Annotated in this window: 13 protein-coding genes; 3 read left to right on the forward strand and 10 right to left on the reverse strand. The window is 67.2% G+C overall.

Annotated features, from left to right (window positions below):
• Positions 1–45: 45 nt before the first annotated feature.
• Positions 46–2,232 carry an elongation factor EF-2 gene (locus ACOZ4I_RS15835; RefSeq protein WP_424001238.1) on the reverse strand — a complete coding sequence of 729 codons (2,187 nt, stop codon included), beginning with the start codon at positions 2,230–2,232 and terminating at the stop codon, positions 46–48.
• A gap of 281 nt (positions 2,233–2,513) precedes the next feature.
• On the opposite strand from ACOZ4I_RS15835, the gene ACOZ4I_RS15840 reads away from it, so the two are divergent.
• Positions 2,514–3,308 (forward strand): DUF5781 family protein, encoded by a 795-nt coding sequence (locus ACOZ4I_RS15840; RefSeq protein ID WP_424001240.1) that lies wholly within the window; start codon positions 2,514–2,516, stop codon positions 3,306–3,308.
• A 99-nt stretch (positions 3,309–3,407) separates the two neighbouring features.
• Entirely contained in the window at positions 3,408–4,244 is an 837-nt protein-coding gene (locus ACOZ4I_RS15845; RefSeq protein ID WP_424001242.1) for a hypothetical protein, read from the forward strand.
• On the opposite strand, the gene ACOZ4I_RS15850 is transcribed toward ACOZ4I_RS15845, so the two are convergent.
• The 7 genes from ACOZ4I_RS15850 to ACOZ4I_RS15880 all read right to left on the reverse strand — a co-directional run bounded on the left by ACOZ4I_RS15850 (position 4,241) and on the right by ACOZ4I_RS15880 (position 8,694).
• A complete protein-coding gene (locus ACOZ4I_RS15850; protein ID WP_424001244.1) occupies positions 4,241–4,960 on the reverse strand; it encodes an energy-coupling factor transporter transmembrane component T family protein in 720 nt (239 codons plus the stop codon). The two genes, ACOZ4I_RS15845 and ACOZ4I_RS15850, sit on opposite strands and share 4 nt — an antisense overlap.
• Entirely contained in the window at positions 4,954–5,658 is a 705-nt protein-coding gene (locus ACOZ4I_RS15855; RefSeq protein ID WP_424001246.1) for an energy-coupling factor ABC transporter ATP-binding protein, read from the reverse strand. The genes ACOZ4I_RS15850 and ACOZ4I_RS15855 overlap by 7 nt, the downstream gene beginning before the upstream one ends.
• Positions 5,655–6,239 (reverse strand): biotin transporter BioY, encoded by a 585-nt coding sequence (locus ACOZ4I_RS15860; RefSeq protein ID WP_424001248.1) that lies wholly within the window; start codon positions 6,237–6,239, stop codon positions 5,655–5,657. The genes ACOZ4I_RS15855 and ACOZ4I_RS15860 overlap by 4 nt, the downstream gene beginning before the upstream one ends.
• Positions 6,240–6,290: 51 nt before the next feature.
• Positions 6,291–7,367 (reverse strand): hypothetical protein, encoded by a 1,077-nt coding sequence (locus tag ACOZ4I_RS15865; RefSeq protein ID WP_424001250.1) that lies wholly within the window; start codon positions 7,365–7,367, stop codon positions 6,291–6,293.
• A complete protein-coding gene (locus ACOZ4I_RS15870; protein WP_424001252.1) occupies positions 7,364–7,564 on the reverse strand; it encodes a DUF4177 domain-containing protein in 201 nt (66 codons plus the stop codon). Before ACOZ4I_RS15870 ends, ACOZ4I_RS15865 begins: the two co-directional genes overlap by 4 nt.
• An 84-nt stretch (positions 7,565–7,648) precedes the next feature.
• Positions 7,649–8,263: a 30S ribosomal protein S7 gene (locus ACOZ4I_RS15875; RefSeq protein ID WP_424001254.1), complete on the reverse strand. Its 615-nt coding sequence runs from the start codon at positions 8,261–8,263 to the stop codon at positions 7,649–7,651.
• A gap of 2 nt (positions 8,264–8,265) precedes the next feature.
• On the reverse strand, positions 8,266–8,694 hold the full coding sequence (locus ACOZ4I_RS15880) for a 30S ribosomal protein S12 (RefSeq protein ID WP_162317252.1): 429 nt from the start codon (positions 8,692–8,694) through the stop codon (positions 8,266–8,268).
• 198 nt (positions 8,695–8,892) lie between these two features.
• On the opposite strand from ACOZ4I_RS15880, the gene ACOZ4I_RS15885 reads away from it, so the two are divergent.
• Positions 8,893–11,289, forward strand: coding sequence for a methyl-accepting chemotaxis protein (locus ACOZ4I_RS15885; RefSeq protein WP_424001257.1), 2,397 nt, complete (start codon positions 8,893–8,895; stop codon positions 11,287–11,289).
• Between the two features lie 130 nt (positions 11,290–11,419).
• Here the strand turns inward: ACOZ4I_RS15885 and ACOZ4I_RS15890 are convergent, their stop codons facing one another.
• Both ACOZ4I_RS15890 and rpoA2 read right to left on the reverse strand, forming a co-directional pair.
• Complete coding sequence (locus ACOZ4I_RS15890; protein WP_424001259.1) at positions 11,420–11,845, reverse strand: NusA-like transcription termination signal-binding factor; 426 nt, start codon at positions 11,843–11,845, stop codon at positions 11,420–11,422.
• Positions 11,845–13,032 carry a DNA-directed RNA polymerase subunit A'' gene (gene rpoA2 / locus ACOZ4I_RS15895; protein ID WP_424001261.1) on the reverse strand — a complete coding sequence of 396 codons (1,188 nt, stop codon included), beginning with the start codon at positions 13,030–13,032 and terminating at the stop codon, positions 11,845–11,847. The genes ACOZ4I_RS15890 and rpoA2 overlap by 1 nt, the downstream gene beginning before the upstream one ends.
• Position 13,033: the final 1 nt, after the last annotated feature.

A 13,033-nucleotide genomic window follows, 5' to 3' on the forward strand; every position in this document is an offset into this window, starting at 1 on the left:
GCGCTCAGCGAGCGCGCGAGGAGAGGGGGTGACGTAAAAAGGTACTTAGAAGTAGTCGATGGCTTCCGGCAGTTCCGTCTTCATGCCCTTGCGCTCGCGGATCTCGGTGATCTTCTCCGGCTGGAGGTTGTCGGCCATGACCTGGAAGCCGGCGTTCTCGGTGTTCCAGGAGGCGCGGCCCTCGGTCGCAGAGCGGATGTCGGAGGAGAACCCGATCATCTCGTCGACGGGCGCGACGCCCTCGACGACCATCAGGTCGCCTTCCTGGTACATGTCGTCGACGCGGCCACGGCGGCCCTGGATCTCGCCGCTCGCGGCGCCCATGTGGTCGTTGGGCACGTCGATGCGGACCTGCTGGATCGGTTCGAGCAGTTTGATGCTCGCGTCGACCAGCGCGTTGTGGACGGCTTCGCGGACGGCCGGGATGACCTGGGCCGGACCGCGGTGGATGGCGTCCTCGTGGAGTCGGGCGTCGTGGAGACGCAGGAGCGAGCCCTGGACCGGCTCGGCGGCCAGCGGCCCCTCGTCGAGGGCTTCTTCGAGCCCCTCGATGACGAGTTCCATCGTCTCGTTGAGGTGCTGGATCCCCTTCGTCTCGTCGAGCAGGATGTTGGTCCCGTGGATGTGCTCGATGTTCTGGGAGTCGTCCTTGTCCATGCCGGCCTCCTGCAGCGCCTCGCGGCGTTCGAGTTCCGGCATGTCCATCGAGGCCTCGCCCATCTTGATCGTCTCGACGATGTCCTCGCTGAGCGGCTCGATAGAGATGTAGAAGCGGTTGTGGCGGTTCGGCGAGATGCCCTCGACCTCGCGGGACTCCTGCTGGGGCGCCTCGCGGTAGACGACGATCGGCTCACCGGTGTTGATCGGGATGCCCTGGTTGCGCTCGATGCGCTGACCGATGACTTCGAGGTGGAGTTCGCCCTGACCGGAGATGAGGTGCTCGCCGGTGTCCTCGTTGATCTCGATCTGGATGGTGGGGTCCTCCTTGGCGACCTGCTGGAGCGTCTCGATGAGCTTCGGCAGGTCGTCCATGTTCTGTGCCTCGACGGACTTCGTGATGACCGGCTCCGAGATGTGTTCGATGGACTCGAAGGGAGTCATCTCGACGGAAGAGACGGTGGAGCCGGCGATGGCGTCCTTGAGACCGGTGACGGCGGCGATGTTCCCGGCGGGGACGTGCTCGACCTCCTCGCGCTCGCCGCCCATGTAGATGCCGACGCTCTGGATGCGGTTCTTGCCGGCGGTCCCGGAGACGTACAGCTCCTGGCCCTTCTCGAGCGTGCCCGAGAAGACGCGGCCGGCGGCGATCTCGCCGGCGTGGGGGTCGACACCGATGTCGGTGACCATCAGGACGACTTCGCCGTCCTCGTCCACCAGACGCATGCCCTCGGCGAGTTCGGACTCGGCGTCGCCGCGCCAGATGCGCGGGATACGGCGGGGCTGAGCGTCGACAGGGTTCGGGAAGTGCTCACAGACCATGTCGAGGACGACGTTCGACAGCGGCGTGCGGTCGTGGAGTTCCTGGCGCTTGTCGGCGCGTTCGAGCTCCATGATGTCGCCGAAGTCCATGCCGGTGCGCTGCATCGACGGCATCGAGACGCCCCACTTGTAGAGGGCGGACCCGAAGCCGACGGTCCCTTCCTCGACGGAGACCGTCCAGTCGTCGATGTCGTCCATCTCCTCGGTCATGCCGCGGATGAGGTCGTTGACGTCGTCGATGACGTTGAGGAGGCGCTTTTGCATCTCCTCGGGACCCTCCTGCAGCTCGGAGATGAGGCGGTCGACCTTGTTGATGAACAGCGTCGGCTTGACGCCCTCGCGGAGCGCCTGCCGGAGCACCGTCTCCGTCTGGGGCATCGCGCCCTCGACGGCGTCGACGACGACGAGCGCGCCGTCGACAGCGCGCATCGCGCGGGTCACGTCGCCGCCGAAGTCGACGTGGCCCGGCGTGTCGATGAGGTTGATGAGGTGGTTCTGGTCCTCGTACTCGTGGGTCATCGAGACGTTCGCGGCGTCGATGGTGATCCCACGCTCCTGTTCGTCTTCCTCCGTGTCCATCGCGAGCTGTTGGCCCGCGGTGTCGTCGGAGATCATGCCGGCACCGGCCAGCAGATTGTCGGTCAGTGTTGTCTTGCCGTGGTCGACGTGAGCAGCGATGGCGATGTTCCGGATGTGCTCCGGGTCGTCCATCAGTGTCTCACATTCCTGGACGATCTTCTTGCGTCGGCCCATTATACAGATGCCTATCAACAGCAGGGTCAAAAGGATAGTGTTTCGTCACGGCCTCGTCCGTGCGAAATTCGCCCGTTCGCGTGGGACCCTCTCGCAATATCGGCCGTCGGAGCGGCGGCCGTTCCCCCTTCGTTTCCGTCGGTTTCGGTCGGACTGTTGACCAATCAGGGCCAGTGACGTCGGCCGACCGATGGGTCCGATCCGCCTGTTCTCACGCGGCCGCCGCGAACGTCGCCCCCATCCGTGGATTAATAGCTGTCCGAGCCGTGCAAACATCACACATGGACGTTCACGTTCAGGGCGGCCCCGCCGAACCGTTTCTGGGGGCGCGAGATCTCTTCTCGACGGAGCACGACCTCGACCGACCCGTCACGGTTCGCATCCGCGAGGACCCCGACGAGCGGACGCGCGTCAGCCACGGCGAGTCGGGCCACCGGCTGACTATCTCGCGGCAGGCCGCGACGAGCGCGATGGCACGCGAACTGGCGCTCCACGAGTACGCGCACATGCACCACCACGAGCGCGAGCACCCCTCGCACACCCAGTCGACGCGGGAGGCCATCTACCTCGCGCTGGCCGGCCGCTCGGTCGAGCGCCGGAAGCTCACGCACTGCTACCAGATCGCCAACCACATGAAGGACGTGTACGCCGACGACGTCTGGATGCCGGTCGTCCCCGGCGACAAGCTCGTCCCGTTCCTCGAGGCCAGCCTCGCGGCCGCCGTCGCGGACCGACCGGGCGAGCCGCCGTCGTGGAACCGGGCCGACTCGCCGACGCGGACGCGGCGGCCCACGCCCCCGGCGCGGCTCACGCCGGCCGCGGACCCCGAAATCACGGCCGTCAACGCGGCGTTCGCGCTGGCGCTGTGCGAGCGCCACGGGCTCGTCGACGAGGGCGACAGGCTCTACGACCTCGCCCACGCGGCCGCACAGGACGCGACGGAGGTCAGCCTCACCGAGTTCAAACAGCACTTCGCGTCGCTCTCGCCGGACCCCGACGAGTCCGAGTTCCGCAAGGCCCTGGTGGACGTGACGCGGGCCTACGCGGTCAGCGAGAGCGGTCGGGCCGCCGACTGACGGGCGACCGGGCCGCAGCGGCGACACCGAGCCGACGGCGGCGATCCGCTCCCGGACCCCGACAATAGCGGTTTGACCCTGCGGCGCATACACGCGAACGTGTCACATCGCTCGCTCGTCGTCGCGGTGGCGCTCTGCTTCGCGCTGGCCGGCTGTAGCGCGTTCGGTGCGGCCGAGTCGGAGCCCGTCCGAGCCGTGACCCCCGCACCGGTTCCGACGCCCGAGCCGTCCCTCCCGCCGGGCGTGACCACCAGCGGCGTCGAGGACTACGAGCGCCTCGACGCGGCCCACAGAGCGGCCCTCGAAGGCGAGGGCTACACGGTCGAGTTCTCGCGGACCGTCCGGCTGGCGAACGGGACGACCGTCCGGCGGTCGGTCGGGGGCCGAACGGTCGGTGACGGCGGAGCGAGCCGGACGTGGGAACGCGACGCGGTGCGCGCCGAACGCGGCGCGACCGGCGTCGTGGGCCAGGAGACGTGGGCGAACGCGTCCGTGCAGGTCGTGCGGTTCCAGTACGCGAACGACACCAGCCGGTACACCGTCATCACGGCCGACCAGCAGTACCCGTACCGCGGGACCGGGCTCGCCGTCTCGGAGTCGCTCGTCACCGAGAACGCGTCCCTCGTCGACACCGACACAAACGCCGATCCGACGACGTTCACGCTGCTGGCACGGAATCTGACCGGCTACCGGGCCACGACCGCGGCGCTCGACCACACCGAGACGAGTAGCCTCCGCGTCGTCGTCACCGAGGACGGCCTCGTACAGCGGGCGACGGTCCGCTACACCGGGACGCTAGACGGGACACGCGCCGCCGTCGTCACGACGATCCGCTACGACGCCGGGCCACGAACGGTCGAACGGCCGGCGTGGGTCGAGACGGCGCTCGACCGGCGGACCCGGACGGAGACCGGCAACGCGCGACCGCCGAACTAGAGCGGGAGCAGGCGGGCGAGCGGCGACAGCGCCAGTGCGAGGCCGAAGAACGCCACCGGGTAGTCGCGACGCGCGAAGACCAGTGCCGGCAGCGTCGGGTTCCACGCGAAACAGCGGGCGCGCAGGGCGAGCGAGAGCCGGTCCGATCGGTCGAGCGTCCGCGCCAAAGACCGAACGGCGAGTAACCGCGCCCGGACCCACACCGGCCGTCGCTCGCCGCCGCGGGCGCGGATCGCGTCGCGCACCTCGCGCACGTCCGCGAGCACGAGGGGGAACAGCCGGACGACGAGCGCCATTCCCACGCCGAGGAGCTGGCCCGGCTTCCCCGGAACGAGTCGCTGGACGGCCGCTCGCGTCTCTCTGACGGGCGTCGACGCGAGGTAGGCGGCGCTGACGAACAGTATCGGGAAGACGCGACCGACGTACAGCGCCGAGCGTAGCGCCGGCTCGACCCGAAACCACGGCGGACCGAGCGCGACGCCGGCGACGAGCGGGGCGAGCGCCAGCACGGCGACGACGACGCGATAGGACCGCAGGACTGCGAGCGGCGAGAGGCGCGCGGCGGCGAGGGCGGCCAGCCCGACCACCGTCGCGCCGACGACTCCCGGCAGCGTCGGGTACGCGACGGCGGCGACGGCGAGGCCGAACTGGACGAGGAGCTTCGACCGGGGGTCGAGCCGGTGGGCGAGCGACGACCCGGGGCGGTAGCTCAGCATCGCGGGTCGCGGACGCCGAGGTCCGTAAGCGCCTCCAGCGCGGCCGCCGGCGACTCGTCGAGGACGACCCGGCCGTCGGACAGCCCGACGACGCGGTCCGCCCGCTCGTGGAGGTCGCGCAGGTCGTGCGTGACGACGACGACGCCGGTGTCGTCGGCCGCGAGCGCGTCTAGCTGGTCGAGCACCGACCGCCGCGCCGGCCAGTCAAGTCCCACCAGCGGCTCGTCGAGCACGAGGAAGTCCGGCTCCATCGCCAGCGCGCCGGCGATGGCGACGCGGGCCTGCTCACCGCCGGAGAGGGCGTCGATGCGGGCGTCGGCCCGCCCGTCGAGGTCGACGGCCGCGAGCGCCGACTCGACGCGCCGGTCGATCTCCTCGCGGTCGAGCCCGAGGTTCTCCGGGCCGAAGGCCACGTCCGCGCCGACGGTCGCGGCGACGAACTGGTCGCGCGGGTGCTGGAACACCATCCCGATGCGGGTGCGCGCGGCGACCGGGTCCGCGGTCACGTCGGTCCCGTCGACCCGGACCGTCCCCGAGTCAGGCGTCAGCAGGGCGTTGAACTGCCGGACGAGCGTCGTCTTGCCGCTGCCGTTCGGCCCGACGAGCAGGCAGAACTCGCCGTCGGGAATCGACAGCGAGAGTCCGTCGAGGGCGGCGGCGTCGCCGTAGCGATACACCAGATCCCGGATCTCGATCATCGACTGGCGAGGTAGCCGCCCTCGACGATGGCGACCGCGACTGCGAGCTTCACGAGGTCGAGGGGGACGTAGGGGGCCATCACGGTCGCCGCGCGGACGAGCGGCAGGCCGGTCACCATCGACAGCCACGGCACGCCGATGGCGTAGACCACGACGACGGCCGCGAACAGCGCGGCGATCTGCACCGGGACGGAGATCTCACCGAGGTCGCGCGGTTCGGTGCCTCGGTGGGCGATCGCACCGGCGACGACCGCGCCGACGAGGAAGCCGACGAGGAAGCCGCCGGTCCCCTGGCCGGCGACGACGTAGCCCAGGCCGGCGTTGCCGTTCGAGAACACCGGGACGCCCGCGATGCCGACGAGCAGGTACAACAGCAGCGCGAGGCCGCCCCACAGCGGGCCGAGCAGGGGGCCGGCGAAGAACATCCCGAACGGCTGCAACGAGAAGGGCGGGAGCGTCCCCGGAATCGGGATCGACACCTGCGAGAGCGCCGCCGTCAGCGCCGCGAGCAGCACTGCAGTCGTGAAGTACTTGACCGTCTCGTCGCCCACCAGATCGACGGACTCGTGTTGCTGTGACATGCGCTACCCTCTCTCGTCAACCGAGATATAGCCACTGGTTCACCGCCCCGCTCATCGCTGGGAGTCGCGGAGGATGAACGGCCCGATCGCGAGGGTCCGCTTGGCGACGGTCGCGATGCGAGCGATGTACGACACGAGCAAGAGAAACGGGAGCAGGGAGACGGTGAACGCCCCGCCGACGAGCCAGAGGACGTTCTGGACGCCCAGCGTCGTGCCGAGTATCGGCCCGCTCCCGAAAAAGGAGAGCATCCCGCCGGTGACGACGAGCGCTGGCACCGCCACGTAGAGGATGAGCTGTGAGAGGTTGATCAGCGCCCACTGGAAGTACAGTGTCTTGATGTGTTCTCTGGCCGGGCCGAACATCGAGAGCGTCGTCCGAAGCTCCGACAGCAACAGGTCCGTCTCCTCGTCGATGCTGTCGGCGTGATCGTGTCTGAGGCGCTCGACCTGGAAGATCTTCCAGCCGTAGTTGAAGTTGAGCGCGGCGAACAGCACCCCGAAGGTGCCGAAGGTCGCCCCGTCGAGCTGATCGCCCACCTCGTCCGCGTTGCCCGTGACGCTGTCGGTGAACTCGTCAATCTCCTCCCGGAGGTCCTCGTCGTCGTGCCCGGAGACCGAGTCACGAAGCGCCTTCGTCTGCCGGCGCGTCTCGTCGACGAGCTGGCGCAGGAACGCCGACGGGTCGGCCGGCGTCGGGCCGTCGAACAGCTCGCTGACGTAATCGCGGAAGTCCATCGTATTGCTCATTCGCTCGTGTTGGTCACCGAGCGGGCCGTTCTCCTGTGAGATGACGAGCTGGCTGATGGTGACGATGAGCGTCGTCCCGGTGATGATCGCACCCAGCATCGTCGAGAACAGCGTCGACTTCGTGTCCCCGGACTGGAGCGTCGAGACGAACTCGGGAACGACGAACGTTCCGATGGAGACGAAGGCGGTGAAGACTCCGAGAGCGAGGACGGCGGTGATGACCAGGCGGTTGGCGCTGAGCATCACCCAGAGCTTGGTCCGGCTCTCGTCGGCCCGCTCTCGCATCGTGTTGGCCGTGCTGATGTCCGTGTTCCCGCCTGTCTCGATCTCGGTGTCCGACTCGGGATCGGCGTCGACGTCGCTTCGAGAGCCATCACTCATTCGTCGTCGTCCTGTGCCGGGCGCTTGAACAGGAGGTACTTCGTCCCGCCGCCGACGTACTCGACGGTGTCGACGAGTTCCCACCCCTCGGCACCGAGTTCGTTCAGTTCCGCTTTCGGGTCGACGGCTTCCTTCTTCGTCGATCCGCGGCGGGGTCGAAGCGTCTCGTACTCCCAGGTAGTTCGCTCGGAGACCATGCCGGGGAGAGGCCCGGGCCACTCAAAAAGACGGCTCCTGCGGTAGCAAGCCGAGAGAAAAGTTCGAGAAGACAGTCGCGTAGATCAGCGAGCGGCGGCCGCGACGCGTTCTTTCTCTTCTTTCTGATTGACGGCGTAGGTCTGGACGTCGTCGTTCGCAGCACCGACGAGCTGCTGAGCGAGCGCCTCGGCGGCGCTCGTGGTGGTCTTGAACGAGCCACCGTAGACGCCCTCGGCGAGGAACTTCAGGGCCTGGTCGACGCGGCGCTGGGGCGCGACGTCGACGGCCTTGGGGACGGAGATGCCACCGTACTTCAGGCGGACGGTCTCCTCGCGGGGGGCGCTGTTCTCGACGGCGCGGACGAGGACCTGAATCGGGTTCTCCTCCGTGCGCTCGTGGACGATCTCGAACGCCTCGGTGACGATCGAGGTCGCGAGCTGCTTCTTGCCCGTGTTCTCGTCGGTCTGCATCAGGCGGTTGATGAGGCGCTCGACGACGCTGATCTCGCTCTTCTGGAACTGCTTGTCGGCGTGGCGACCCATCGTGTGCGCGATGGGCGTCACGGTGATGTAGCGCTCCGTGGAGGGGTCGCGGTACTCGATGTCCGTGATCTCCCACTCGCCGAACAGCTTGGCGCGGGCCGTCTCCGACTCGCTCTCTTCGGCCGCGTCGGCCTCGGATGTGTCTTCGGCACTCATGGTTATCGGACGGGTTTCTCCGCGTTCCCGCGGACGAGTTCGATCATGGAGACGCCGTTGACCTTCTCGACTTTGTAGTTGACACCGGAGAGGTCGCCCATCGCGCGACCCTTCGCGCCGCCGATCCCGGCGATAGTGACCTCGTCGTGCTCGTCGATGAACGAAATCGCGCCGTCACCGGGACAGAACGCGGTGACCTGCTTGCCGTTCTTGATGAGCTGCACGCGGACGCATTTCCGGATGGCGGAGTTGGGCTGCTTGGCCTCGATGCCGACCTTCTCCAGTACGATGCCTCGACCCTGGGGCGCCCCTTCGAGCGGGTCGGACTTCTTGCCCAGCCCGCGCTCGCGGCGCGCGTAATCAGAGTCGGACCACCGGTGTTGCTGGCGGTCCTTCTTGAGTTTGCGCGCGGCGTATTTGCCGTTTGCCATAGTACGCTTCCGTATCCCGCCGAGATACTTAAGACTCCTCTTTTGTATCCGGGCGCGACAGCCGGTGCGTGTGGCGTTCTGTGCCACAGCGGGGCGGACCGCGACTCGATATCTCCTCTGTGATTATTTTTGATAATGAGGGAGGGAAGTTTATGGACAACCTAGAGAGATGGACCGATAGCTATTTCCATAGAAGATATGAAAGCTACAAAACTTCTACCCGCGGCGGTACGGAAGAGTTACCTCCGGAAGTTCGGTCTCGCCGTCGTCGTCATCGCGCTCGTCGTCAGTAGCGCGGGGTTGGTGGCAGGGGATGCTATCGGGAACGACCTGACTGAACAGCGACTGAACGAACTGGAAACGACGACCCAGCAGGAGGCGAACACGATGGAGGGGTGGATCGAGCAATCTCGCCGGACTACCCGACTCCTATCGAACCACTACCAGGTGAGTAGCGCGTCGTCGAGCCAGGCAATGCGAGCGTTTCAGGCCTCCGAACGCCGCATCGGCGGCTCGCTTCACACGATCGCGTTCGTCAAGAGCTCCACGGGGACCATCGAAGTGGCCACGAACGAGACGTACCAGGGGCGAACGCTCAAAGACATGGGGGTCGAGTGGCGAACGAGCAGCGGGACGTTGCTGTTGAGCGGAGAAGACGCGGTCTCGCAGTCCCGGGTGTTCGAGGAGAACGGGACACATTACATCGCGTTCATCAGCAACGTCCCGCGGACGAGTTACCGGACGCTGCTCCTCTACGACGTGAGCAAGCGCTCTCAGACCTTCGAGAACTCGATCGACGGAGGGGAGACACACGTCATCGAGTACGATAACGACGGCAACGAAGTGATCTTCGCCGACAACACCTCCCGGATCTTCGACCGCTACGACAGCGCGATCGAACAGCAGGTGACGAACAACGGCGCCGACAGGATGACCGGCACGCTGCAGGCCAACGGCGAGGTGTGGGGCTACGCCAAGATCGAGGGGATGAACTGGGTCGTCGTCAAACGCGCGCCGGTCGAGAGCGCCTACGCACTGCGCGATACGGTAGAGACGGACATCTTCGCGCTCATCGGGCTGGCGCTCCTGAGTTTCCTCGCGTTCGGGGCCTTCGTGGGTCGCGACATCCGCAACTCGCTTACCGCCGTCTCGTCGAGCGCCGAGGCCCTCGCCCGCGGCGAACTTGACGACCATGGGGAGAACAGCGATCGACTCGACGAGATCGGCCAGGTACAGGACGCGTTCGTCGACATCCAGTCGTACCTCGGGACCGTCGCCGCACAGGCCGACGCGCTCGCGGCGCAGTCCTTCGACGACCCGGTACTCGACGAGGACGTACCCGGCCGACTCGGGGAATCGCTCGACGAGATGCGGGCGGACCTCCAGCAGTTCATCGACGAGATCGAGACGGCGAAGACGGACGCCGAGACGGCCCAGCGGGAAGCCGAGCAGCTGGCCGAGTCGCTCGAACGGCAGGCCGAGGAGTTCTCGGCCGTGATGCAGAAAGCCGCCGACGGCGACCTCACCCAGCGACTCGACGCCGACGCCGACAACGACGCGATGGCGTCTATCGCCGCTGCGTTCAACGACATGCTCGCAGAACTCGGCCAGACCGTCGTCCACATCCGCGAGTTCGCCGACGACGTCGACGGCTCCGCCGACCAGATCACCGCCAGCGCCTCCGAGGTCCGCGACGCCAGCGAGGAAGTCAGCCAGTCCGTTCAGGAGATCGCCGACGGTGCCGAAACCCAGTACGAGAACATCCAGGAGACCGCCGAGGAGATGTCCGATCTCTCGGCGACTATCGAAGAAGTGGCCGCGCAGGCCGACGAGGTCGCGTCCACCTCAGACGAGGCCGCAGACATCGGCGAGACCGGCAGCGAACGAGCGGCGGAGGCCGCCGACGTGATGAGCGACATCGAGGAGCGCGCCGACTCGACCATCGACCGCGTCGAGTCCCTCGACGAGGAGATGACCGAGATCGGCGAGATCGTCGACCTCATCGACGACATCGCCGAGCAGACCAACATGCTCGCGCTCAACGCCTCTATCGAAGCGGCCCGCGCCGGCGAGGCCGGCGAAGGCTTCGGCGTCGTCGCCGACGAGATCAAGACCCTCGCACAGGAGACCACCGAGGCCACCGAGGAGATCTCGACGGTCATCGAGGACGTGCAGGACACCACCGGTGAGGCCGTCGACGACATCCAGGAGATGGGCGATTCCGTCACCGAGGGCATCGTCACCGTCGACGACGCCATCGAGTCCCTCGAAGCCATCGTCACCCGCGTCGAGGACGTCAACGACGGCATCCAGTCCATCAGCGACGCCACCGACGAGCAGGCCGCCTCGACCGAGGAGACGGTCGCCATGATGGACGAGGTCGGCACCATCAGCGAAGAATCGGCCAGCCAGGCGGAGGACGTCGCGGCCGCGGCCGAAGAACAGACCGCGACCATCAACGAGGTGTCGAGCAGCATCGATTCCCTCTCCGAGCAGGCCGGCGACCTCAGCGCACTGCTCGCGCAGTTCGACGTCGAGACCCACAGCGACACGGACGTCTACGACGCGGAGAGCGCGTCAGTCGGCGACGACTGACACTCCTTGGTATTCGCGCGGCTATCGCTGTCGAAGGCAGGTTTTCGCGGACATCGCTGTCGAAGGAAATTCTCGCGACGCGCAGTCCGCAATTCTACCGGTCGTCCGAGAGCCGGAGAAAGCGAACCGCTCAGGTCAGTTCGATGTCGTCGATGTCGAAGTGACGCTTTGCCAGTTTGCGCGCGGCGTCGATGTTGCGACCGTCGCTCCCGATGGCCGCGCCGCGGTCGGCCTGTGCCACCTCGACGTAGGCGACGGTGTCGCCGTTCTCCGAGACGGTGACGTTGTAGACCGCGGCCGGGGCGAGCGCGTTGGCCACGAAGTCCTCGGCCGTCTCTGCGGCCTCGACGAGTTTCACGTCGCGGCCGATGGCCTCCTCGACCGAGGTGACGGTCTGGCCGCCCGGCCCGATGGCGTCGGCCATCTGGCCGCGCTTGACCATGTACACCACCTGTTCGTGGTCCTCGTCGACGACGCAGTCCCGGACGGTGACGCCTGCCTCGTCCTCGAAGAGGGCGACCAGTCGGCGCGCTTCGTCCGAGAGTTCGACCCGCATCAGTCCTGCGTCGTCCCCATGCGGAGGTCCACGTCGCCGGTGCCGAGCTTGATCGGCTTGCCGACGATGACGTTCTCCGTGACGCCGTCCAGCTCGTCGACCTCGCCGTGGATGGCGGCGTCGAGCAGGTGGTTCACGGTGACCTCGAACGCCGCGCGGGCGAGCACGGAGTCTTTCGACCCGGAGATGCCGTGGCGGCCGATGGACTCGATGGTCCCCTCGTTGGTCATGATGTCCGCGACCAGCATCAGGTGCCGGACGTTCACGTCGTCGAGCCCCTGCTCTTCGAGCGTGTTCATCGTCTCGTTGATGAGCGTCTCGCGGGCCGCCTCGACGCCGAGGTTCCGGTAGATCTCGTGGATGTTGTTACACGTGGTGCGGGAGGCGTCGACGCCCTCGATGTCGAGGACCTCACCGAAGTCCGAGCCCTCAGTGTAGAGGACGAACTCCTCGCCGTTGTCGGTCTCCTCCTTGCGGATGACCACGCGGGAGATCTCCTCGATGCCCTTGAAGACGATCTCTCGAAGCTCCTCGACCAGCTGCAGCAGGTCGCGGTAGCTGGGCTCCTCCGGACCGAACTCGATGACCGTCCCGACCTGCCGGGCGGAGACGCCGAGGTTCGATTCGATGGTCTCCGCGATCTCCTCGGCGATGGCGTCGGTGTCGTTGACCGTCGGCCAGCGTTCGAGCAGGGTGTCCTCGTTGAGGTCGATCTCGACGAGCATGTCCGCGACGTTCGTCGAGATGTCACCGAGCGCGAGGATGCGCGTCGCCTCGATCTTCCAGACGACCTCGTGTGCGCGCTCGCGGTCCTCGGCATACTCCTCGTCCAGGTGGACCGTCATCATCGGCGTGTCCGGCGTCTTCCGGGCGTCCACCAGCTCGATGAGCCGGGGGAGCCCCTGGGTCACGTCGATCTCGGCGACCCCCGCGTAGTGGAACGTGTTCATCGTCATCTGCGTTCCCGGTTCGCCGATGGACTGGGCCGACACCGTCCCGACGGGGTCGAGCGGGTCGACGCGGGTGTCCATGTAGCGGGACTCGACGGCCTTCGCGATGCGGTCGGCGTCCTCGACGCCGACGCCGCGCGCTTCGACGGTGCTGTACACCTCGTCTTTCAGCCGTCGCGGGAGGTCGGTGTCCTCGACGACGGCCTCGATGTCTGCTGAAACGTCTCGTGCTGTCATG

Source organism: Haloarcula salina (genome assembly GCF_049603855.1).
GTDB lineage: Archaea > Halobacteriota > Halobacteria > Halobacteriales > Haloarculaceae > Haloarcula > Haloarcula salina_A.

Excerpts from the sequence above, each read along its gene's own strand:
- rpoA2 (WP_424001261.1), bottom strand. The coding sequence starts at position 13,032 with ATGACAGCACGAGACGTTTCAGCAGACATCGAGGCCGTCGTCGAGGAC.
- ACOZ4I_RS15870 (WP_424001252.1), bottom strand. The coding sequence starts at position 7,564 with ATGGTCTCCGAGCGAACTACCTGGGAGTACGAGACGCTTCGACCCCGC.
- ACOZ4I_RS15860 (WP_424001248.1), bottom strand. The coding sequence starts at position 6,239 with ATGTCACAGCAACACGAGTCCGTCGATCTGGTGGGCGACGAGACGGTC.
- ACOZ4I_RS15875 (WP_424001254.1), bottom strand. The coding sequence starts at position 8,263 with ATGAGTGCCGAAGACACATCCGAGGCCGACGCGGCCGAAGAGAGCGAG.
- ACOZ4I_RS15840 (WP_424001240.1), top strand. The coding sequence starts at position 2,514 with ATGGACGTTCACGTTCAGGGCGGCCCCGCCGAACCGTTTCTGGGGGCG.
- ACOZ4I_RS15865 (WP_424001250.1), bottom strand. The coding sequence starts at position 7,367 with ATGAGTGATGGCTCTCGAAGCGACGTCGACGCCGATCCCGAGTCGGAC.
- ACOZ4I_RS15885 (WP_424001257.1), top strand. The coding sequence starts at position 8,893 with ATGAAAGCTACAAAACTTCTACCCGCGGCGGTACGGAAGAGTTACCTC.
- ACOZ4I_RS15880 (WP_162317252.1), bottom strand. The coding sequence starts at position 8,694 with ATGGCAAACGGCAAATACGCCGCGCGCAAACTCAAGAAGGACCGCCAG.
- ACOZ4I_RS15855 (WP_424001246.1), bottom strand. The coding sequence starts at position 5,658 with ATGATCGAGATCCGGGATCTGGTGTATCGCTACGGCGACGCCGCCGCC.
- ACOZ4I_RS15890 (WP_424001259.1), bottom strand. The coding sequence starts at position 11,845 with ATGCGGGTCGAACTCTCGGACGAAGCGCGCCGACTGGTCGCCCTCTTC.
- ACOZ4I_RS15850 (WP_424001244.1), bottom strand. The coding sequence starts at position 4,960 with ATGCTGAGCTACCGCCCCGGGTCGTCGCTCGCCCACCGGCTCGACCCC.
- ACOZ4I_RS15835 (WP_424001238.1), bottom strand. The coding sequence starts at position 2,232 with ATGGGCCGACGCAAGAAGATCGTCCAGGAATGTGAGACACTGATGGAC.